16 protein-coding genes are annotated in these 20,355 nt (G+C 55.5%); 9 read left to right on the forward strand and 7 right to left on the reverse strand.

Annotation, left to right across the window (positions count from 1 at the left end; translation table 11 throughout):
- Positions 1–83: 83 nt before the first annotated feature.
- The 3 genes from WFP70_RS14850 to WFP70_RS14860 are packed head-to-tail and all read right to left on the reverse strand — an operon-like array spanning position 84 to position 3,396.
- On the reverse strand, positions 84–1,736 hold the full coding sequence (locus WFP70_RS14850) for an ABC transporter permease (RefSeq protein WP_337023728.1): 1,653 nt from the start codon (positions 1,734–1,736) through the stop codon (positions 84–86).
- Complete coding sequence (locus WFP70_RS14855; protein ID WP_182056821.1) at positions 1,737–2,708, reverse strand: ABC transporter substrate-binding protein; 972 nt, start codon at positions 2,706–2,708, stop codon at positions 1,737–1,739.
- On the reverse strand, positions 2,686–3,396 hold the full coding sequence (locus WFP70_RS14860) for an ABC transporter ATP-binding protein (RefSeq protein ID WP_337023727.1): 711 nt from the start codon (positions 3,394–3,396) through the stop codon (positions 2,686–2,688). The genes WFP70_RS14855 and WFP70_RS14860 overlap by 23 nt, the downstream gene beginning before the upstream one ends.
- 228 nt (positions 3,397–3,624) lie before the next feature.
- Here WFP70_RS14860 and WFP70_RS14865 point away from each other — a divergent pair, with 228 nt between their 5' ends.
- Positions 3,625–4,848, forward strand: coding sequence for an MFS transporter (locus tag WFP70_RS14865; RefSeq protein WP_337023726.1), 1,224 nt, complete (start codon positions 3,625–3,627; stop codon positions 4,846–4,848).
- 388 nt (positions 4,849–5,236) lie between these two features.
- On the opposite strand, the gene WFP70_RS14870 is transcribed toward WFP70_RS14865, so the two are convergent.
- The gene (locus WFP70_RS14870; RefSeq protein WP_058960626.1) at positions 5,237–6,052 is read right to left on the reverse strand and encodes a TIM barrel protein; all 816 of its coding nucleotides are present in this window, start codon (positions 6,050–6,052) and stop codon (positions 5,237–5,239) included.
- Between the two features lie 413 nt (positions 6,053–6,465).
- On the opposite strand from WFP70_RS14870, the gene WFP70_RS14875 reads away from it, so the two are divergent.
- Together WFP70_RS14875 and iolB are read left to right on the forward strand one after the other, a co-directional pair.
- The gene (locus tag WFP70_RS14875; RefSeq protein ID WP_038644250.1) at positions 6,466–7,971 is read left to right on the forward strand and encodes a CoA-acylating methylmalonate-semialdehyde dehydrogenase; all 1,506 of its coding nucleotides are present in this window, start codon (positions 6,466–6,468) and stop codon (positions 7,969–7,971) included.
- Between the two features lie 25 nt (positions 7,972–7,996).
- On the forward strand, positions 7,997–8,815 hold the full coding sequence (gene iolB, locus WFP70_RS14880; protein WP_038644251.1) for a 5-deoxy-glucuronate isomerase: 819 nt from the start codon (positions 7,997–7,999) through the stop codon (positions 8,813–8,815).
- A gap of 159 nt (positions 8,816–8,974) precedes the next feature.
- On the opposite strand, the gene WFP70_RS14885 is transcribed toward iolB, so the two are convergent.
- Positions 8,975–9,820: a MurR/RpiR family transcriptional regulator gene (locus WFP70_RS14885; protein WP_034819711.1), complete on the reverse strand. Its 846-nt coding sequence runs from the start codon at positions 9,818–9,820 to the stop codon at positions 8,975–8,977.
- A 208-nt stretch (positions 9,821–10,028) separates the two neighbouring features.
- On the reverse strand, positions 10,029–11,942 hold the full coding sequence (locus tag WFP70_RS14890) for a bifunctional 5-dehydro-2-deoxygluconokinase/5-dehydro-2-deoxyphosphogluconate aldolase (RefSeq protein ID WP_034819708.1): 1,914 nt from the start codon (positions 11,940–11,942) through the stop codon (positions 10,029–10,031).
- A 547-nt stretch (positions 11,943–12,489) separates the two neighbouring features.
- Between WFP70_RS14890 and iolD the strand changes: the two genes are divergently transcribed.
- The 3 genes from iolD (at position 12,490) to iolE (ending at position 16,530) form a co-directional block, all read left to right on the forward strand.
- Positions 12,490–14,424: a 3D-(3,5/4)-trihydroxycyclohexane-1,2-dione acylhydrolase (decyclizing) gene (iolD, locus tag WFP70_RS14895; protein WP_337023725.1), complete on the forward strand. Its 1,935-nt coding sequence runs from the start codon at positions 12,490–12,492 to the stop codon at positions 14,422–14,424.
- Positions 14,425–14,573: 149 nt separating this feature from the next.
- Positions 14,574–15,587 (forward strand): Gfo/Idh/MocA family protein, encoded by a 1,014-nt coding sequence (locus WFP70_RS14900; RefSeq protein ID WP_038644253.1) that lies wholly within the window; start codon positions 14,574–14,576, stop codon positions 15,585–15,587.
- 46 nt (positions 15,588–15,633) lie between these two features.
- Positions 15,634–16,530 (forward strand): myo-inosose-2 dehydratase, encoded by an 897-nt coding sequence (gene iolE, locus WFP70_RS14905; protein ID WP_034819699.1) that lies wholly within the window; start codon positions 15,634–15,636, stop codon positions 16,528–16,530.
- 99 nt (positions 16,531–16,629) lie between these two features.
- On the opposite strand, the gene glpD is transcribed toward iolE, so the two are convergent.
- On the reverse strand, positions 16,630–18,138 hold the full coding sequence (gene glpD, locus WFP70_RS14910; RefSeq protein ID WP_034819696.1) for a glycerol-3-phosphate dehydrogenase: 1,509 nt from the start codon (positions 18,136–18,138) through the stop codon (positions 16,630–16,632).
- Between the two features lie 228 nt (positions 18,139–18,366).
- On the opposite strand from glpD, the gene glpE reads away from it, so the two are divergent.
- Genes glpE through WFP70_RS14925 form a run of 3 tightly spaced genes read left to right on the forward strand, consistent with a single transcriptional unit; the run spans position 18,367 to position 20,350 of the window.
- Entirely contained in the window at positions 18,367–18,693 is a 327-nt protein-coding gene (gene glpE / locus WFP70_RS14915) for a thiosulfate sulfurtransferase GlpE (protein ID WP_034819693.1), read from the forward strand.
- 32 nt (positions 18,694–18,725) lie between these two features.
- On the forward strand, positions 18,726–19,550 hold the full coding sequence (glpG, locus tag WFP70_RS14920; RefSeq protein WP_034819691.1) for a rhomboid family intramembrane serine protease GlpG: 825 nt from the start codon (positions 18,726–18,728) through the stop codon (positions 19,548–19,550).
- Between the two features lie 41 nt (positions 19,551–19,591).
- On the forward strand, positions 19,592–20,350 hold the full coding sequence (locus tag WFP70_RS14925; RefSeq protein ID WP_034819687.1) for a DeoR/GlpR family transcriptional regulator: 759 nt from the start codon (positions 19,592–19,594) through the stop codon (positions 20,348–20,350).
- The last annotated feature ends 5 nt before the right edge of the window (positions 20,351–20,355 follow it).

The following is a 20,355-nucleotide window of genomic DNA, read 5'->3' on the forward strand; positions in this document are numbered from 1 at the left end:
CCTGAGTCATCAATGGCTCAGGAGAGTGTAGTTGAATGAAAGTAAGTGATTGTTTATTTAGGAATAAGCGAAACGTCAGTGTGTTATTTCCCCTGACGTTGCATTAGCGCTGTGGCGCCCAGCATCAGGGTGAGGCTGGCAAGCAGTGTCACGGTGGCCATCGCCATCCCTTGACCCACGGAACCTTGCTCGAACTGACGCCAGATAAAAATCGCCACGGTTTGCGTCCCGGCGGGTGCCAGCAGCAGCGAGGTCACCAGTTCGCGCGATGCTACGGCAAACACCATCATCATCGCGGCCAGCAGACTCGGTGCGACCAGCGGCAGGACGATCAGGCGCAGCGCCTGTAAGCGTGACGCGCCGTGCACGCGCGCCGCCGGTTCCAGCGTGGGGGCCAGTTGGCGCAGCGCACTGCTGACATAGCGTACCGGCCAAGGCAGCAGCAGGCAGCTGTAGGAAAGCAGCAGAATAAACATTGTGTTGTAAGGGGAAACCGGCCAGAAGCCGCGGTTCCACAGCAGAATCAACCCGACGCCGACCACCACGCCGGGCATGGCGGCAGGCAGCAACGCCAGGCCATCCATCATCGCCAGCAGGCGCGTTTTTCCTTCTGACACGCGCCAGGCAATCAGGAAACCGAGCAGCCCAGTAAGCAGTGCTGCGCCCAGCGCCAGCCCAATGCTGGTGGAGAAGGCCGCTAACGCATCCCCTTGCTGACTGAACAGCGCGCCGAAGTGGCGCAGCGTCAGGTTATCCAGATGCAGGCCGCCGGAAAGGGTATTCAGTAATCCACTCAGCGTCATTGCGCCCAGCGGCAGTACCACGGCGAGTAAAACGGTGAGGATAAACGGCAGCAACATCAGCGGCAGCCAGCGTCCGCCTTCAGCCAGTTCCTGCACCACCGGTTTGCCGTTAACGGCCGTCACATCGCTGCTGCCGGTCAGTTTACGTTGCAGGAACCAGGCGGTGAGCGCCACCAGGCTCAGCATCAACGAGAGTGATGCCGCGCCCGGTAAATCGATTGGCCAGTCCGCCAGTTTGGTTTCGATACCGACCGTCATCAACGTCAGATGCGCCTGAGTGCCGAGCGCCGCAGGCACGCCGAATTCTTCAATCGCCAGCGTGAATGCCAGCAGCACGCCACCGGCTAACGCTGGCAGTGTCAGCGGCAATGTGATCTGGGCAAAAGCGCGCCAGGCTGATGCGCCGTGCACGCGAGCCACCCAGGCGAGGCGTTGACCGCTCGCCATCAATGAACGCGATACGGCAAAGTAGACCACCGGGAAGATATTCAGCGTCATCACCAGCGTCATACCGGTACTGCTGAACAGCAGGCTATCAAAGTTGATGCCGATGAGTTGCTCAAAATAGCCGTTGCGTTGCAGCGCCAGCGTCCATGACAGCGCCACGATATAGGGCGGCGTGAGGAAGGGGATCAGGAATAACAGATCCCACATTGCCGCACCCGGCAGGCGGAAGAGGCCGCGCAGCGCGCCGAGCGGTAAGCCCAGCAGCAAACTGCACAGCGCCACGCCGCCGCCGATTTTCAGCGTGCCCAGCCACATCGGAACCAGCTGGGGATCTTCAAACAGCGCCGGTAACGCGCTGAAAGCCCCACTCCAGTTCCCCTCGCCAAGCTGTGGAAACAGTGCCTGTAGCACGATAAACAGCAGCGGCAGTGCCACCAGCAGCATCAGCGCCAGCAGAATCAATCCATTCAGGGCACGCGACATCATTTACTGTCCGAACAGAGCGCCAAAGCGCTTCAGCACCGCCGAGCGCTCGCTGCTGCCATCGCTATTGGCGGGCAGCAGTTTGATCTCGGTGAACAGCGGACGCTGGGCTTTGATATCGGTACGTGCAGGCATCAACCAGGCCTTCGCGACCTGCTCCTGGCCTTCATCCGACAGCACATAATCGACGAACTTCTTCGCATCATCGGCATGTTGGCTGCTTTTCAGAATCATCATCGGACGCGGGGCCACCACGGTGCCGTTTTCCGGGAAGATCACTTTGACGCTTTCACCCTGCGCAATGTTGTTATAGGTGACGTAATCCACTGCACCAAACACCGCCGCTTTCGCACCCTGCAATACTGGCGTCACCGCCTGGGCATTCGGGCCGCTCATCACCATGCCGTTGGCTTTTAACTGGTCAAACAGCTGCCAGGCTTTTTCACCCTCGCTGTTTTGCAGGCCAATCAGCAGATCGAGTGAAGCACCAGAGAGTGCCGGATCGGGGGTGGTGACTTTGTCTTTAAACGCGGGTGCAGTCAGATCCTGCCAGGTTTTTGGCTCTGGCGTGCCGCTCTTGGTGTTCCACACGATGCCGAGCGCGGAAATGCCCTGTGCCACGTAGTTGGCCGTTTTGAACTGATCCGGCACTTTAGCGGCATTGGCGCTTTCGTACGGCAACAGCCAGCCACGATGTTGCAGATCTTCAGCGGTATCCCATGAGGCAGAGATCAGCACATCGGCTTGCGGATTAGCCTGTTCGGCTTCCAGACGCGCCATCACTTTGCCGGTGGTGGCCTGGAAGATATTCACTTTAATACCGGTTTGCTTTTCGAATCCGGTGGCCAGACTTTTTGATAGCGAACCCGGACCGGCGGTGTACACCGTCAGTGCCTGGGCATCGTTGATCATCATAGCGGAGGTCAAAATCATCGCGCTGATGGCTCCTGTTTTAACTGACTTGAGAGATGGCATTGCGGTCCCCTGAGAGGTGAGTAACGGAAACAATCTGGCCCTGTGCCAGGTGAATAATGCGGTCGGCGAGCGTGTTGGCTTCCTCGCGGTCATGCGTGACATAAACAGCGGTAATGCCCGCGCTGCGCAGTAAATCCGCCATGGTGTGCACCAGGGTTTCACGCAGGTCGCGGTCAAGATTGGAGAGCGGTTCGTCGAACAACAAAATCGCCGGTTTGGCAACCAAAGCACGGGCGAGGGCGACACGCTGCTGCTGTCCGCCAGAGAGCAACGCGGGTTTGCGATCGCCAAAATCAGCCAGGCCGACCTGCGCCAGCGCCGCATCGGCCTGTTCACGTGCCGCCGCTTTTTTCACACCGCGCATGCGCAACGGGAAAGCGACGTTTTGCGCTACGGTCATATGCGGCCACAGAGCGTAATCCTGGAAAACCATGCCGAGGTTGCGCATTTCCGGCGCATCGCAATGACGCGCGGAGGCAGCGTAACGATCGCCAATCCACAACTCGCCTGCTGTGGGTTGCAACAGGCCCGCCAGCAGTTTCAGCAGCGTGCTTTTGCCACAGCCGCTCGGGCCGAGCAGCGCAAGGATTTCGCCTGCGGGAATGGTCAGGGAGAGATCGTGCAGAATCGTCAGGTTATTCACTGACCATCTGAGATTTTTCAGTTCGATAGGCACGGCATGCGTCACTGGCCACCTCCGGCAAAGGAGTGGCACTGCGGCACGCGCGCCTGACAGCAAATCAGGAGCAGCATCAGATTGTGTATCCTCTTTGGGATTTGATGGGCGCGAGTGTAAGTGGGCGATATGACGAAATGATGACCACAAATTAGGGCGATCACCGGATGCAGTCGGCAGGAAAAGGCGTATAGTTAGCCTTCTATACAAATATTTAGTCACCCACGAGCGCAATCACTCATGCCTGACCAGCCTGCCGCAGCCCCTGAACACGGCCGACTTCGCCTGAATCTTCTGATCCTCTCCATTGTGAAGTTCAACTTCGCCAGCTATCTCACGATTGGCCTGCCGTTGGCGGTGCTGCCGGGCTTTGTCCATGACGGATTGGGCTACAGCGCCTTTTGGGCGGGATTGGTGATCAGCCTGCAGTACATCGCCACGCTGCTGAGCCGTCCGCATGCGGGGCGCTATGCTGATATGTGGGGGCCGAAGAAGGTCGTGGTGCTGGGGCTGGTGGGTTGCCTGATTAGCGGCATCTGTATCCTGCTTTCGGCACTGACGGAAGGGCAGGGCGTCCTCAGCCTGATTTTGTTGTGTCTGGGGCGCGTGATACTGGGCGTGGGGCAAAGTTTCTCGGGCACCGGCACGTCACTGTGGGGTGTGGCGCGCGTTGGGTCGCTGCATATTGGCCGGGTGATTTCCTGGAACGGTATTGTCACCTACGGCGCGATGGCGGTCGGTGCGCCGCTCGGTGTGGTGATTTTCCGCAGCGGCGGTTTACTGCTGCTTTCAGGCATTATTATCGCCATCTGCTTGCTGGCGATTGCGCTGGCGCTGCCGCGTGCGCCAGTGAAAGGCAGCAAAGCCAAACCGCTGCCGTTCCGCGATGTGCTGGGCAAAATCTACGGTTTTGGCCTGATTCTGGCGATGGGATCAGCAGGTTTTGGCGTGATCGCTACCTTTATCACCCTGTTCTATCAGGATAAGGGCTGGGATGGTGCTGCCTTTGCCTTAACGATGTTCAGCGCCGCCTTTGTCGGTACGCGTCTGCTGTTCCCCAATGCGATTAATAAGCTCGGTGGCCTGCGCGTCGCCAGCATCTGTTTTGCCGTCGAAGCGGTTGGACTGTTTCTGGTGGCGGGATCGTTCGATCCGTGGATGGCGAAAATGGGTGCGTTTCTGACCGGTGCAGGTTTCTCGCTGGTGTTCCCGGCGATTGGTGTGGTGGCGGTGAAAGTGGTGCCCCAGCAGAACCAGGGCAGCGCGCTGGCGACCTACACGGCGTTTATGGATTTGTCGCTAGGTATCACCGGACCGATTGCGGGTTTTATCATGAGTTACGCCGGGGTGTCGCTGGTCTATCTGCTGACTGCGCTGCTGGTATGTTTGGCGCTGTTCTGCACGCTACGCATGATGAAGCGGCTGCCACAAGAAACGGGCGTGGAGATCAAGGAAAATGCCTAATTTTCAATCAATAAGGCATCCTCAAATTATTCATGTCAATCGCTCAGGCATCCTCTAAATAGTTTACGTCAGAGCAAGGCGGCAAGTTTGTAAGTCCTCAGGAGCTTACGTCCGTAAGTGATTGAGGTGTGCAAACGTTGTTAAATCGCTCAGGCATCCTCTAAATAGTTTACGTCAGAGCAAGGCGGCAAGTTTGTAAGTCCTCAGGAGCTTACGTCCGTAAGTGACTGGGGCGCACAAACGCGGCCAACGCAGCTATGACGTAAAATATGACGAGGATGGAAAAAAGGGCCTCCGACCGAGGCCAACACTAACAAAGTGTGTCTTGTTATGGACACAGATAAGGGTAGGGGAAACGGCGGCACACACCCTCGGCCGCCGTTATAAATCAGGCTTGCAGCAACTCAATACTCTGGCGAATCTCGCGCTCAATCTCTTTCGCGCCCCACTTCTCCAGCTCCGAGGAGAATGGCTCAAAGGCGTAAATGCCCTTATAGCCCAGCATCTCCAGACGCTTCACTTGCGCCACGCTGTTCAGCACATCGCGGTCGCTCAGCATAATGCGCTCTTCATCCGTCAGTGCCGCCGTTGGGCGGGTGTCTTCCACGCCTGAGAGATGCACTAAGCCAATCTGGTTCACCTCAATCTCCTGCGGGAACTCCTGCTCGGCGTTCTCGTAAAGGTGATGATGGAAGGTATCCAGCAGCAATTTAAACGGCACGCCCGCCTGCTTAATCAGCTTTTGCGTCTGCACCGCAGAGCGCAGTGAACTCACCGGGAAGCCCAGCGGCTCAACCAGCCCCTGAATACCGTATTCAGCGAAGCGCGGTGCCAGGATCTGCAACGCCTCCAGCGTTTTCTCTGGTGCGATGGCAATACCCTCGTTCAATGGGCACATCACCAGCGCTTTGGCTCCAATGGCTTTCGCTTCTTGCAACATCGCTTCGGCTTTGCTCAACAGCGCGTCATCAGGGCGGTTAAACGGATAGAGCGCGTTAATGGTCTCGATCTCGATGTGATACTTATCCGCCAGCGATCGCAGCTGCGATGCGCTAAGACCATCGGTGACCTTGCCGCCCGGCATATCGTTACGCAGTTCCACTTTGCTCAAACCCAGTCGCTGAACTAACTGGAAAAAGGCTTCAAGTGAGAGCGCGGGCGCAATTTTACGGTTGATACAGAAACGGGTTGGATCGATGGCCATGTGTGGCTCCTGTAATAGGATACGGTTCAGATGCTGCAAAGAAAACATTTATTTCATTGTTAGTGAATTATGAAATATCAGATATTGGATCTTCCTCGCAAAAATTTCATATTTCGTTTCGCGTAACATCATGCTGGCGTGATCTCAGTGGAAATTGTGTGGTCACAGAGGGTTATGATTGCGTGTCGACAAGAGAGGCAGGGCGCCGATCGAGCGAGGTTTGCGGCCGTGCTGCAGGGAAGGCGGTAAAAATGCGATCCATGCCGCTAAAAGGAAATTTTCCAAAAAGAAGTATTTGAAAAATTTATTTCATTGTAATAGCTTCATAGCACGCTTTTCGTATTGCCTGGTCAGGTGGCGTTGCAGTGATAACCGACTGCCTGCAGGGAACTTCACATCAAAGAGGCAACGACATGACTATCGTAGGAAACTTTATCGGCGGCAAGATTACCCACAGCGCCAGCAATGAAACCATCCCGGTATACGATCCAGCCACCGGCAAAGTCGCGCGTGAACTGACGCAGAGCACCGCTGCTGAAGTGGAAAAAGCGATCGAAATCGCCCATGCCGCGTTCCCTGAATGGTCGAAAACAGCGCCGCTGCGTCGTGCCCGTGTGATGTTCAACTTCAAAGCACTGATGGAAAAACACCGTGACGAACTGGCTGCGCTGATCGTGTCTGAGCATGGCAAAGTGTGGTCGGATGCGTTGGGTGAGCTGACGCGCGGTATTGAAGTGATCGAGTTTGCCTGCGGAATCCCGCATCTGATCAAAGGTGAAAACTCACCAAGCGTCGGCACCGGCGTGGATAGCTACTCGCTGATGCAGCCGGTTGGCGTGGTCGCGGGTATTACGCCCTTCAACTTCCCGGCGATGGTGCCACTGTGGATGTTCCCAATCGCCCTGGCGTGCGGTAACACCTTTATCCTGAAGCCACCGGCGCTGGATCCATCAGCCTCTGTGCGTATGGCTGAACTGCTGAAAGAAGCGGGACTGCCGGATGGCGTGTTCAACGTGGTGCACTCCTCTAACGAAGATGCTGAGCAGCTGTACAAAGATCCGCGTATTGCCGCAGTGAGCTTCGTCGGTTCTTCCGGCGTGGCCGAGCACATCTATAAAACCGCCAGCGCCCACGGCAAACGTGTGCAGGCGTTTGGTGCGGCGAAAAACCACGCCATCGTAATGCCTGATGCCGATCTGGATGCCACCGTGAATGCCATCATGGGCGGCGCGTTTGGTTCTGCCGGTGAGCGTTGCATGGCGCTGCCTGTGGTTGTTGCAGTGGGCAATGATACTGCTGACAAACTGATTGCGCGTCTGACGCCGCTGATCAAAGCGCTGCGCATCGGCCCCGGTATCCAGAAAGGTGCTGAAGAGAACGAAATGGGCCCGGTGGTTTCTGCCGCGCATCAGAAGAAAGTGCTGGGCTACATCGACAAAGGTGAAGCCGAGGGCGCAAAACTGGTGGTAGATGGTCGCGGCGTAAAAGTCGCAGGCCATGAAGAGGGTTATTACGTGGGCGGCACCCTGTTTGATAACGTGACCCCGGACATGGTGATCTGGCGCGAAGAGATCTTCGGGCCGGTGCTGAGCATCATGCGTTCTACTGATTTTGACAGTGCACTGAAGCTGGTCAACAGCCATGAATTCGGTAACGGCAGCGCCATCTTCACCAGCAACGGCCACACCGCGCGTGAGTTTGTGCAGAACGTGGAAGCGGGCATGGTGGGTGTTAACGTGCCGGTGCCAGTGCCAATGGCGTTCCACAGCTTCGGTGGCTGGAAGCGTTCGGTGTTTGGTGCGCTGAACGTGCACGGTCCAGACGGTGTGCGTTTCTACACCCGCATGAAAACCGCCACCGTGCGCTGGCCGAGCGGTCAGCAGACTGTTTCAGAGTTCAGCATGCCAACGCTGGGCTAATCTCGCTTAACTTAGGAGATCGATGATGTCTTTGATTTCGAAAGCGCAGCAGCCAGACAGTAATGGTCGTATCCAGCACGTCACGCCAGAAAGTGCGGGCTGGGAGTACGTCGGCTTTGATGCCTACCTGCTGAAGAAGGGCCAGAGCCTAAAGCTCAGCAGCGGCGATAAAGAACTGTGTCTGGTGTTGGTGGCGGGTTTTGCCTCGGTAAAAACCCGCAACGCGGAGTTCCCGAACCTGGGTAAGCGCCTGTCACCGTTCGAGCGTATTCCACCGTACTCGGTGTATGTGCCGCACGATGATGAAGTAGAAGTCTACGCCGATAGCGATCTGGAGCTGGCGGTGTGTAATGCACCGAGCAAAGGCAATCTGCCTGCACGCCTGATTGCACCGGAAGATGTGGGTGTAGAGCAGCGTGGTAAAGGACGCAACCAGCGTCTGGTGCACAACATTTTGCCGGACAACAAAGAAGCGGACAGCCTGCTGGTGGTGGAAGTGTATACCGACGAGGGTGCGACCAGTTCGTACCCCAGCCATAAGCACGACCAGAAAACCAGTCCGGATGAGACCTATCTGGAAGAGACCTACTATCACCGTTTCGATCCAGAGCCAGGCTTCGCGATGCAGCGCGTGTATACCGACGACCGTTCACTTGACGAGTGCATGGCGCCGTATAACCGCGATGTGGTGACCGTCCCGCGTGGCTACCATCCGGTGGCCACCATTGCGGGTTACGACAATTACTATCTGAACGTGATGGCCGGTCCGGTGCGTTTGTGGAAGTTCACCTGGGAGAAAGACCACGCCTGGGTGAACAGCGATAAGTACCCGCGCAGCAAATAAAGTCGCAGGTCGCCATAATGGCGACGCTACCGACTAGCGATACGCTTGTCGTTGGGTGCGCAGTGATGTGCACCTGGCAGCACACCGCAAGATATGAATGACAAATGTAAAAAGGGCAGCCAAATGGCTGCCCTTTTTGATGTACAACATCTGGCGAAGTTATTCGCCGGTGCCGGTATTATTCAGCGCTAATGAAACCGCCAGCGTCTGCGCCAGGCAGAGGGAGGCCACCTGCGAACGGAAGCCATCAACCTGCGCTTCGCGCACCACAAAGCACACATCGCTGAAGGCAGCCAGCGGGCTCACCTGGCTGTCGGTGATGGCAATCAGATGTGCCCCGCGTTTGGCACCCAACTCAACCAGCTCAACCGCTTCACGCGCATACGGCGAGTAGCTAATGGCAATCACCACATCTTTGGGATTCACCATGCTCAACTGCTCGGTGAACATGCCGCCGAGACCGTCGATCAGAAACGCACGACGCTCCAGATGGCGCAGCGCATACACCAGATAGGACGCAACGCTGAAGGAGCGACGCAGGCCAATGATGTAGATATTCTCCGCTTCATCCAGCATCTTCACCGCTTTGTTCAGCTGGTCCGGATTGACCTGCATCGCTAACTGCTGCAATGCCTGGCTGTTCACCATAGTAAAGACGTTGAGGATTTCTACCGGGCTTTCAGGCGAGCTGGCGCTGTCATCAGTGGCAGTCTGGCGGAACAGACGGGCGCGCTCGGTGTAGTTCACGGTTTCTTCCATCAGGTGCTGACGGAAAACCTGTTTCATTTCGTTGAAACCGCTAAAACCAAAGGCGTTGGCAAAGCGGATCAGCGTGGAGGGCGGCACATCGGCCTGTTGCGCGATGGAAGCCACGGTATCGAATGCAATGCTGTTGCTGTTATCAAGGATATAACGAGCCACCTGCTTCAGGCGTTTACTCAGCGTCTCATAGCGACGACGGATATCGTCCTGTAACAAGGTTAATTGGGTTGGATTGTTGGTCATGACTTCGGCCCGTCAAAAAATGAAAATATGGCTGGATAATGAGCGCTATAGTACCAGATGGATGGAAAATTTCATTTGTTTGACGCTATCGTGACGCTTATTTCATCGGTTTATGAAATGCCTCACAAAAAGAAGTGATTAGCGGCAGTGCTGATGCCCATAAAAAAAGCGGCCCTTGCGAGCCGCTTTTGCACTGCTTTAACGCCAATCAGCCACGCGCCGCGCGCCAGTAACCAATCAGTCGCAGATAGTTGCCTTTCACCGTTTCAATCAGCGCTTTGTCATCCAGCTCGCCGTTGAGCCACTGACGTGACGGTTGACCGAAGATGGTACGGCCGACGGCGAAGCCTTTGACCCACGGTGCCTGCGCTGCAGCGGCGAAACCGGCTTTCAGCGTCTCTTCCGGCGCATCAAGGCCGAGCAGCAGAATGCCGCGGCAGTGGGGATCGTTCTGTTCGATCAACCCGCTGATAGCCTGCCAGCTCTCTGCCGACAGCGGTGGCAGTTTCCACCAGTCCGGCTGAATGCCCAGGCTATAGAAGTGGCTCAGCATGTCGTAATAGTACGATTCATTTCGGTCCGGATTGCTCTCCGGCAGAATCAGTTCCAGCAGCAGCTCATGCCCGCTCTTGTTACAGCCGTTCCACACATCAAGTACCAGTTCATCCTGCTCTTTACGCAGCTCGGCGCTGTCGTGCGGATGGTAGAACACCAGGCATTTCACCACGTGCTCTGCTGGCCAGTCGACCAGTTGCGAACCGATGTTACCGTGCTCCAGACGCAGGGGACGCGAGCTTGGCAGTTCGATCGGACGGCCAATCCACCAGTTTTTGCCGGTAATCGCGTTCAGTGCTTTCTGGCCGTAGGTGGTATCCGCCAGAATCCCACTCTTCTCATTTAAGCCTGCTTCGTTGGCCGCTTCCTGCGCCGCCTGCAACAGCAGCAGTTTCAACTGTGGGATCTTATCTTCACTGACGCCTGCTTCACGGGCCATATCGGCCAGCTGTTTGCGATGGTCGAACGCGAACACATTGAGTTCTGGCCACTGTTGTTTACGCGTGGTGACGCGGTGCAGATGGTTGAGACGCGCATCCAGATCCGGGCGTTTTACGTCTTTGTCGCGACCGAGGAAATCGTCCAGCTCTTCTTTGGTTGGCATCGCCGGCGCGCAACCATGGCGTGAAACCACCAGCGCACCACAGGCGTTGGCGTAGCGGCAAGCCTGTTCCCAGCTTTCATCATTCAGCCAGCCGCGCAGCAGGCCAGACATAAAGGCATCGCCTGCACCCAGCACGTTCAGGACTTCAACGCGAACGCCGGTTTGCAATTTTGTCTGCTCCCAGCTGTCCGGGATATCACCTTCAAACACCACGCACCCCAGCGGTCCACGTTTACAGACCAGCGTGGCTTTACTTGCCTGGCGCACATTTTTCAGTGCTGTCAGCGTATCCGTACTGCCGCCGGCAATGTGGAACTCTTCTTCCGTTCCTACCACCAAATCGAAATAGTGCAGCACTTCCTGTAGCTGTTTCGTGACTTCGCCGGATTCAACGAAACGCGTTTCGCCATCGCCCAGTGACGTCAGCCCCCACAGCACCGGACGATAATCGATATCCAGTGCGGTGCGCAGACCATTTCGCTTGGCGATATCCAACGCTTTCAGTACTGCCGCGCGGGTTTGCGGATGTGAAAGATGCGTACCGGTGACCGCGACAGCGCGAGAAGAGGTGATGAATTCCTCTTTAATGTCATCCGGCACCAGGCCCATATCGGCACAGTTGTCACGGTAGAAGATCAGTGGGAAGGTATCCTCATCTTTAATACCGAGGATCACCAGGCCGGTCAGGCGGTTTTTATCGGTGATCAGCCCATCGGTGTTGCAACCTACGCGCTGCAATTCTTCTCGCAGAAAGCGGCCGTTATGTTCATCCCCTACGCGCGCCAGCATGGCCGATTTCAGGCCCTGAATAGCTGTTCCATAGGCCACGTTACCGGAAGAACCGCCCAGATATTTATTAAAGCTGGTCATATCTTCCAGACGTGATCCGATTTGCTGACCGTAGAGGTCGACGGCGATGCGTCCGATACAAATCACATCAAGCCGCTTCTGTTGTGTACTCATACCTGTGGTTTCCTTCTGTGATAAGCAGACACTGGGGCGAAAACGCCCAACATCAAGCGCTATGCTTCCGGGTTCTCAAGGTGCCTGATTGGCTATGGTGGCAGTATGAGGAATAAAAATTCCAAATACAATATGAAATGAAACATCCATCGCGATTTTGTGACCGAGGTAAAACTCTGCACGATGCGCTATCACGGCATGCTGTTTAGCATCGGTTTCACTGATGCTATGGCTTGTGAGCCAGGTCGCAGGAAAATGGCTGTGAATAAAGGAAGCTACTGAAGTGAAATGAAATTTCGCTATCTTGTTAAAATGCTATTTTGTCATTTCACTTTTACCCCTGCAACGGCCTTCGCTGGCAACGTTTCATCGCTGAATTTGATCTCCATCGCAAAATGAAATGTTTCTTCTGTAATTACGTTTAATGAAAAAAATATTTGTTTATAATCGCCACACGTTTCACTTATCCGCGGGTGCCGTCACGGCAGCGAAAACCCGAACCGCGTTGTACCTCACGTCAGGTACCAGCATGTAAAGGAAGAAGCATATGGGCACAATCAGACTTACCACGGCACAGGCGCTGGTGAAATTTCTTGATAACCAGTATCTGAACGTTGACGGCGTTGAAACCAAATTTGTGAAAGGCATTTTTGCCATTTTTGGCCACGGTAACGTGCTGGGACTGGGGCAAGCGCTGGAGCAGGACAGCGGCGATCTGGTGGTGCATCAGGGTCGTAATGAACAGGGCATGGCGCATGCGGCGATTGGTTTCGCCAAGCAGTCGCTGCGTCGTCAGATTATCGCCTGTACCTCTTCAGTCGGACCGGGCGCGGCGAACATGATCACCGCAGCTGCCACGGCGACCGCGAACCGCATTCCTTTACTGCTGCTGCCGGGCGATGTGTTCGCCACGCGTCAGCCTGACCCGGTGCTGCAGCAGATTGAGCAGAGCCACGATCTCAGCATCAGTACCAACGATGCCTTCCGCGCGGTGAGCAAATACTGGGATCGCGTTAGCCGTCCTGAACAGCTGATGACTGCCTGTATTAATGCCTTGCGTGTGCTGACCGATCCGGCGGAAACCGGTGCCGTGACCATCGCGCTGCCGCAAGACGTGCAGGGTGAGGCCTGGGACTTCCCGGAATATTTCTTCCAGAAACGTGTGCACCGTCTGGATCGCCGTATGCCGACAGCTGCTCAGTTGGAAGATGCTCTGTCGCTGATTGCGCGTAAACACAAGCCGCTGATTATCGTGGGTGGCGGTCTGAAATATTCCGATGCCGGTGCCGCGCTACTGAAATTCGCGGAACGCTTTAACATTCCGTTTGCGGAAACACAGGCCGGTAAAGGCACCATTGTTTCTGATCATCCGCTGAATGTGGGTGGCGTCGGCGAAACGGGCTGCCTGGCTGCTAACCTGTTGGCGAAAGAAGCCGACCTGGTGATCGGGATCGGCACGCGCTACACCGATTTCACCACCGCCTCGAAATGGATTTTCCAGAATCCTGAAGTGAGCTACCTCAACATCAACGTCAGCAATTTCGACAGCTACAAGCTCGATGCAGTGCAGCTGTTAGCGGATGCGCGTGAAGGGTTGACTGCACTGGAAAGCGGCCTAAAAGGCTTTGAAAACCACTGGGGCGGTCAGGTTGAACAGGCACAAAGCAAGCTGCTGAAAGAGACGCAGCGTGTGTATGCCGCTACTTACAACACCGACGATTTCATTCCCGAAATCGCCGACCACATTGACCGTGAAGCGCTATTTACTGAGTTTGAGCGCCTGACGCAGTCAGTGCTGACGCAGAGCAGCGTGCTGGGCACCTTAAACGAGCAGCTCCCAAAGGATGCAGTGATTGTCGCGGCAGCGGGCAGTCTGCCGGGCGACCTGCAACGCATGTGGCGCACCAAAGATTACAACTCGTACCACGTTGAATACGGCTATTCCTGTATGGGCTACGAAGTCAATGCCGCGTTGGGCGTGAAGCTGGCCCAGCCGCAGCGTGAAGTCTATGTGATGGTGGGAGATGGCTCGTTCATGATGCTGCACTCCGAGCTGGTCACCTCGATTCAGGAAGGCGCGAAAATCAACGTGGTGCTGCTGGATAACATGACCAACGGCTGTATTAACAACCTACAGATGGAACACGGCATGGACAGCTTCACCACCGAGTTCCGTTTCCGCAACCCGGAAGGCGGCAAGTTGGATGGCGGCTTTATTCCGGTCGATTTCGCGGCGATTGCGGGCGGTTACGGTTGCAAAACCTATCGCATTACCACGCTGGAACAGTTGGAAGCGGCACTGATTGACGCGCAGAAACAGACCGTTTCAGTGCTGTTCGACATCAAAGTGCTGCCAAAAACCATGATTCACAAATATTTCAGCTGGTGGCACGTTGGTGTGGCTCAGACTTCAACGTCTGAACGCACGCAGGAAGTGGCCGACAAACTTAACGTGCATATCGAACAAGCACGTAAGTACTAACACCCTTTTTAGGCCGGCGTTCGCCGGCCTTGTTTAACCCTATGTCCCCCAAATAATTCGAGAGTCAGGAAGGCGGCCAACGAGAGCAGCCAACGCACCTGCATCTTGAAATATGAAGGGCATACTTATCCGACTCTACAGGTGTAATTATGACGCTCAAACTCGGTGTAATTGGTACCGGTGCAATTGGTCAGGATCACATTCGTCGCTGCAACAATGTGTTGCAGGGCGCGAAAGTGGTGGCGGTTTCAGACATCAACGTGGAAGGGGCCCGCGCGGCGCTGCAGCGTTTGAATATCGAAGCTGAGGTGTATCAGGATGGTCATCAGGTGATTAACTCGCCGGAGGTGGATGCCATTCTGGTGACATCATGGGATCCGACCCATGAAGAATTCACCCTTGCCGCCATTGCTGCTGGCAAGCCCGTGTTCTGCGAGAAGCCGCTGGCGATGAGCGCCGAAGGCTGCCGTCGCATCGTTGATGCCGAAATCAAACACGGTAAACGCCTGGTGCAGGTGGGCTTTATGCGTCCGTACGATTCAGGCTATCGCGCGTTGAAGAAAGTGATCACTGACGGTGAAATCGGCGAGCCGCTGATGCTGCACTGTGCGCACCGCAACCAGAGCGTGGGGGAAAATTACACCACCGATATGGCAATCACCAACACCCTGATTCACGAGCTGGACGTGCTGCGCTGGTTGACCGAAGACGATTATAAATCGGTGCAGGTGGTGTTCCCGCGTTCCACCTCGAAGAGCCATGCCAAATTGAAAGATCCGCAAATCGTGCTGTTCGAAACCCAGAAGGGCATTCGTATTGATGTCGAGATCTTCGTGAACTGCGCATACGGCTACGACATTCAGTGTGAAGTGGTGGGCGAAGAGGGCATTGCCAAACTGCCTGAGCCTTCATCTATTCAGATGCGTAAAAACGCGCGTCTCGGCAATGCGCTGCTCACTGACTGGAAAGACCGTTTTATCGAGGCTTACGACGTTGAGCTGCAAGCCTTCATCAATGACGCCACGGCGGGCAAGTTGACCGGGCCTTCCGCCTGGGATGGTTTTGCTGCCTCCGTTGCGGCGGATGCCTGCCATAAAGCCCAGAACAGCGGCGCTATCGAGCCGGTGACCATGCCAGCGCGTCCAGACTTTTACGCCAAATAACTGAGCCTGTGCGCTAACACTTCTCTCTCAGAATCAGGGAATTGAAATGAACAAAGACAATGTAAAACTGGCGATTGCGCCAATCGGCTGGACCAACGATGACATGCCAGAGCTGGGCAGCGAAAACACCTTCCAGCAGACCGTCAGTGAAATGGCGCTGGCAGGCTTTACCGGCAGTGAGGTCGGCAGCAAATATCCGAAAGATCCGGCAGTGCTGAAACCGATGCTGGAAATTCGCGGTATTCAGATCTGCAATGCCTGGTTCAGCACCTTCTTCGCCAACGGCGACAAGGCGAAAACCATCGACGAGTTCACCCAGCACATGAACTTCCTGCACGCCATGGGCGCGCGCGTGATTGGCTGCTCTGAGCAGAGTAAAAGCATTCAGGGCACCACGCTGGCAGTGCTGGAGCAGAAGCCGATCTTCACTGACGAAGAGTGGCGTCTGACAGCGGAAGGCTACAACGAGTTGGCTGAGATCGCGGCGAAGAAGGGCATGCGCGTAACGCTGCACCATCACATGGGGACCGGCATTCAGACCCCAGCGGAAATCGATCGCTTTATGGAATCGACCAATCAGAATGTCGGCCTGCTGTATGACACTGGCCACATCTACTACTCCGAAGGCTCACAGCAGGCGATGCTGGATGTGCTGACCAAATATCTGCCACGTATTTTCCACGTGCACCTGAAAGATGTGCGTGACAGCGTGGTGGCTGAAGTGCGTGAAAAATCACTGTCGTTCCTCGATGGCGTGAAGAAAGGCACCTTCACCGTGCCGGGCGACGGCGTGATTGATTTCAAACCGGTGTTCAAAATCCTCGACGATTACGGCTACAAAGGCTGGATGGTGGTGGAAGCGGAACAGGATCCGGCGCTGGCCAATCCGTTCGAATATGCGGTGAAAGCGCGTAAATATATTCGCGAGAATACCGGCTTATAAGTTCAATGATGCGCGATTTATCGCGCTCTTTTGACCATCAGACACAATAAAAAAGGCCGTTATCCCTTGCAGGATAACGGCCTTTCTATTTGGCCTGGATTATGAAGCCAGCGACAGCGCCGGTTTCTGACCGTTGACCGCCAGCCACTCACGAATGCGTGCCTGCTCGGCTTCTGTCAGCCACATACCTTGTTTGGTACGACGCCAGATTGCATCATCCAGTTCGCGCACCCATTCATTTTTCACCAGGTAGCGCAATTCAGCTTCATAAAACTCGTGACCGAAGTTCTCGCCCAGATCCGCCAGACTGCTTGCGCCTGCCAGCAGTTCTTCGGTGCGGCTACCGTAGGTACGGGCAAAGTGGCGCGCCATGCCTTCGCTGATAAACGGATAGCGACGACGCAGGCCTGCGGCGTAATCTTCACGGGTGCCAGAGAAATCACCGCCTGGCAGTACTGCTGATTTAGTCCAGGCTGGGCCGGCGTTGGGATAGTACTTCGCCAGTTTCTCCAGCGCGTGCTCTGCCAGCTTACGATAGGTGGTCAGCTTGCCGCCGAACACCGACAGCAGCGGCGCCTGGCCATTGTCGTCATGCACATCCAGCGTGTAATCACGGGTGATGGCCTGCGGTGAATCCGATTCGTCATCACACAGCGGACGCACACCAGAATAAGTCCAGACGATGTCATCTTTGCTCAGTTGCTGTTTGAAGTGTCCGTTAAACACTTTCAGCAGATAGCTGATTTCGTTGTCATCGATCTTCACGTCTTTCGGATCGCCTTTGTACTCCACATCCGTCGTACCGATGATAGAGAACTCGTCCATCCACGGAATCACAAACACGATACGGTTATCTTCGTTCTGCAGGATATAAGCCTGCTTTTCACGGTGTACGCGCGGCACCACAATGTGGCTGCCTTTGATCAGGCGAATGCCATAAGGTGATTTCAGTTTCAGACCATCGTCGAACAGTTGCTTCACCCATGGACCAGCGGCGTTGACCAGGCCTTTAGCGCGCCAGGTGAAAATTTTGCCGGTATCGATATCTTCCGCTTCCACCATCCAGAGACCGCCTTCGCGCCATGCACGGTTAACGCGGGTACGGGTACGCACTTCGCCGCCCTGTTTCACCACTTCCTGCGCGTTGAGCACGACCATGCGCGCATCATCCACCCAGCAGTCAGAATATTCGAATCCGCGCGTGATCTCAGGCTTAAGGGCCGATTCCGCGCCAAAACGCAGGCCTTTACTGCCCGGTAAGGTGGTGCGTTTACCCAGGCGATCGTACATAAACAGGCCAAGGCGAATCATCCACGCCGGACGCAGATGCGGGCGATGTGGCAAGCGGAAGCGCATTGGGAAGGCAATGTGCGGTGCCATTTTCAGCAGCACTTCGCGTTCGGCCAGCGCTTCGCCCACCAGACGGAATTCGTAATGTTCCAGGTAGCGCAGGCCACCGTGGATTAATTTAGAGCTGTTGGAGGAGGTTGCACAGGCCAAATCCCGCGCCTCCAGCATCAGCACTGACAGTCCGCGTCCTGCAGCGTCCACTGCAATGCCGGCTCCGTTAATGCCGCCGCCGATCACGATCAGGTCTTTGGTTTCCACGTCATCTCCTCCGATGTTCGGAATAGTTCTAAAATGTTCGTTTTCGAGCGTAATAATAATCGGAAACCAACATTGATGCCAGCGCTTAACTCAATAAAAACATTTTTGCGTGATATAGCTAACATTCCTGCAGGAAAAAAAATCCATAGCCATAACTTTTGTCAGGTTATCGCGACGGATTCTCAGGTTAAACTAGGCGCTAATTGTGACGACCTTATGAGAGACACCATGGAAAACTTCGAATGTATTTCGGTTCAGCAGGCTAACGAGCACCTGGCACAAGGCGCGCAGCTGGTGGACATTCGCGACCCACAAAGCTATGCCATGGGCCACGCGACAGGCTCGTTACATCTGTCGAACGACAATCTGGCGGACTTTATCGCGCAGGCGAATCATGAGCTGCCGGTGTTGGTGATGTGCTATCACGGCAACAGCAGCAAAGGTGCAGCACAGTTCCTGTTAGGGCAGGGATTCAACGCCGCGTATAGCATCGATGGCGGTTTTGACGCCTGGCGCGCCGTGTTCCCCTCGCAGGTAGATACTGGCAGCGTCTGAGACGATCACACAAAGGAAGGAGAACCCGCACGATGCGCATCACTCAGTTCAACAACCCACGTATGGCGCAGGCGTTTGTGGATTACATGGCAACGCGCGGCGTCACGCTGCGAATTGAGCGCGAAAGCCACTATGTCATTATGCTGGATGATGAAGGCAGACTGGAGATGGTTGAAAACGAACTTGCCCAGTTCGTACGCGACCCTAATCATCCGCGCTATCAGGCCGCCAGCTGGCATACAGGCAGTACCGAAAGTGGCTTGCGCTATGAACGCAGCAACATCTGGGCGAATATTCGTGAACGCGCAGGCCCGCTCACCATGACGATCATGATCGCCTGCGTGGCGGTGTTCATCATGATGCAGATTGTTGGTGATGATGTGGCGCTGGATTGGCTGGCGTGGCCTGCTGACTCCTCACAGTATTTCCAGGTGTGGCGCTGGTTTAGCCATGCGTTGTTGCACTTCTCACTGCTGCACATCCTGTTCAATCTGATGTGGTGGTGGTATCTCGGTGGCGCAGTGGAAAAGCGTATTGGCAGCGGTAAGCTGTTTGTGATTATGCTCATTTCCGCGCTGTTGAGCGGCTGGATGCAGGCCAAATTCAGCGGTGTGCTGTTCGGCGGACTATCGGGCGTGGTGTATGCGCTGATGGGTTATTGCTGGCTGCGTGGCGAGCGCGATCCCGAAAGTGGCATTTATCTGGAGCGTGGTCTGATGGGCTTCGCTATTGTATGGCTGATTATTGGCTGGTACGGCGCTTTTGGGCTGTCGATTGCTAACGCTGCACATGTCACCGGCTTGCTGGTCGGCCTGGCCATGGCGTTTGTCGATACGCGCAATGTGGCTCGTCGGTAGCAGGTATAAAAAGAAAACGGCTCTGAGCCGAGGAGAGAGATGTGAAGCAGACGCAACGTCATGACGCCATTATCGATTTGGTGCGACGCCAGGGATATGTCAGTACGGAAGAGCTGGTGGATCACTTTGAGGTGAGCCCGCAAACCATTCGGCGTGACCTGAACGATCTGGCCGATCAGAATAAAATCCAGCGTCATCACGGCGGCGCGGCGCTGCCTTCCAGCTCTGAAAACACCGCATGGCAGGACCGCAAAATGATGTGGTCGGCGGAAAAAGCGCGCATTGCCGAGCGTGTGGCGAGCCAGATTCCGGATGGTGCCACGCTGTTTATCGATATCGGCACTACGCCTGAAGCGGTGGCGCATGCGTTGCTGAATCACAACAATCTGCGCGTGGTGACCAACAACCTCAATGTGGCGATTTTGCTGATGGCGAAGCCGGATTTCCGCGTCATCATCGCTGGCGGCGAAGTGCGTACGCGGGATGGCGGCATCATGGGTGAAGCGACGCTGGATTTCATCTCCCAGTTTCGCCTCGATTACGGCATTCTCGGCATCAGCGGCATCGATATGGATGGCTCACTGCTGGAGTTCGATTACCACGAAGTCCGCACCAAACGCGCGATAATCGAAAACTCACGCTGCGTGATGTTGGTGGTGGACCATTCGAAATTTGGCCGTAATGCAATGGTGAACCTGGGGAATATGAGCCTGATTGACTACATGTATACCGATCAGACGCCGCCCGCCAGCGTGCTGAAGGTGATTGAGCAACACGAAGTCCATCTCGAACTCTGCTAATCCAT

It is taken from the genome of Pantoea sp. USMM079 (assembly GCF_037153115.1).
GTDB classification, from domain to species: domain Bacteria; phylum Pseudomonadota; class Gammaproteobacteria; order Enterobacterales; family Enterobacteriaceae; genus Pantoea; species Pantoea communis.

What these genes read in the sequence shown, in the direction of transcription:
- WFP70_RS14850 (WP_337023728.1), bottom strand. Translation starts at nt 1,736, where the DNA reads ATGATGTCGCGTGCCCTGAATGGATTGATTCTGCTGGCGCTGATGCTG.
- WFP70_RS14855 (WP_182056821.1), bottom strand. Translation starts at nt 2,708, where the DNA reads ATGCCATCTCTCAAGTCAGTTAAAACAGGAGCCATCAGCGCGATGATT.
- WFP70_RS14865 (WP_337023726.1), top strand. Translation starts at nt 3,625, where the DNA reads ATGCCTGACCAGCCTGCCGCAGCCCCTGAACACGGCCGACTTCGCCTG.
- WFP70_RS14870 (WP_058960626.1), bottom strand. Translation starts at nt 6,052, where the DNA reads ATGGCCATCGATCCAACCCGTTTCTGTATCAACCGTAAAATTGCGCCC.
- WFP70_RS14875 (WP_038644250.1), top strand. Translation starts at nt 6,466, where the DNA reads ATGACTATCGTAGGAAACTTTATCGGCGGCAAGATTACCCACAGCGCC.
- iolB (WP_038644251.1), top strand. Translation starts at nt 7,997, where the DNA reads ATGTCTTTGATTTCGAAAGCGCAGCAGCCAGACAGTAATGGTCGTATC.
- WFP70_RS14885 (WP_034819711.1), bottom strand. Translation starts at nt 9,820, where the DNA reads ATGACCAACAATCCAACCCAATTAACCTTGTTACAGGACGATATCCGT.
- WFP70_RS14890 (WP_034819708.1), bottom strand. Translation starts at nt 11,942, where the DNA reads ATGAGTACACAACAGAAGCGGCTTGATGTGATTTGTATCGGACGCATC.
- iolD (WP_337023725.1), top strand. Translation starts at nt 12,490, where the DNA reads ATGGGCACAATCAGACTTACCACGGCACAGGCGCTGGTGAAATTTCTT.
- WFP70_RS14900 (WP_038644253.1), top strand. Translation starts at nt 14,574, where the DNA reads ATGACGCTCAAACTCGGTGTAATTGGTACCGGTGCAATTGGTCAGGAT.
- iolE (WP_034819699.1), top strand. Translation starts at nt 15,634, where the DNA reads ATGAACAAAGACAATGTAAAACTGGCGATTGCGCCAATCGGCTGGACC.
- glpE (WP_034819693.1), top strand. Translation starts at nt 18,367, where the DNA reads ATGGAAAACTTCGAATGTATTTCGGTTCAGCAGGCTAACGAGCACCTG.
- glpG (WP_034819691.1), top strand. Translation starts at nt 18,726, where the DNA reads ATGCGCATCACTCAGTTCAACAACCCACGTATGGCGCAGGCGTTTGTG.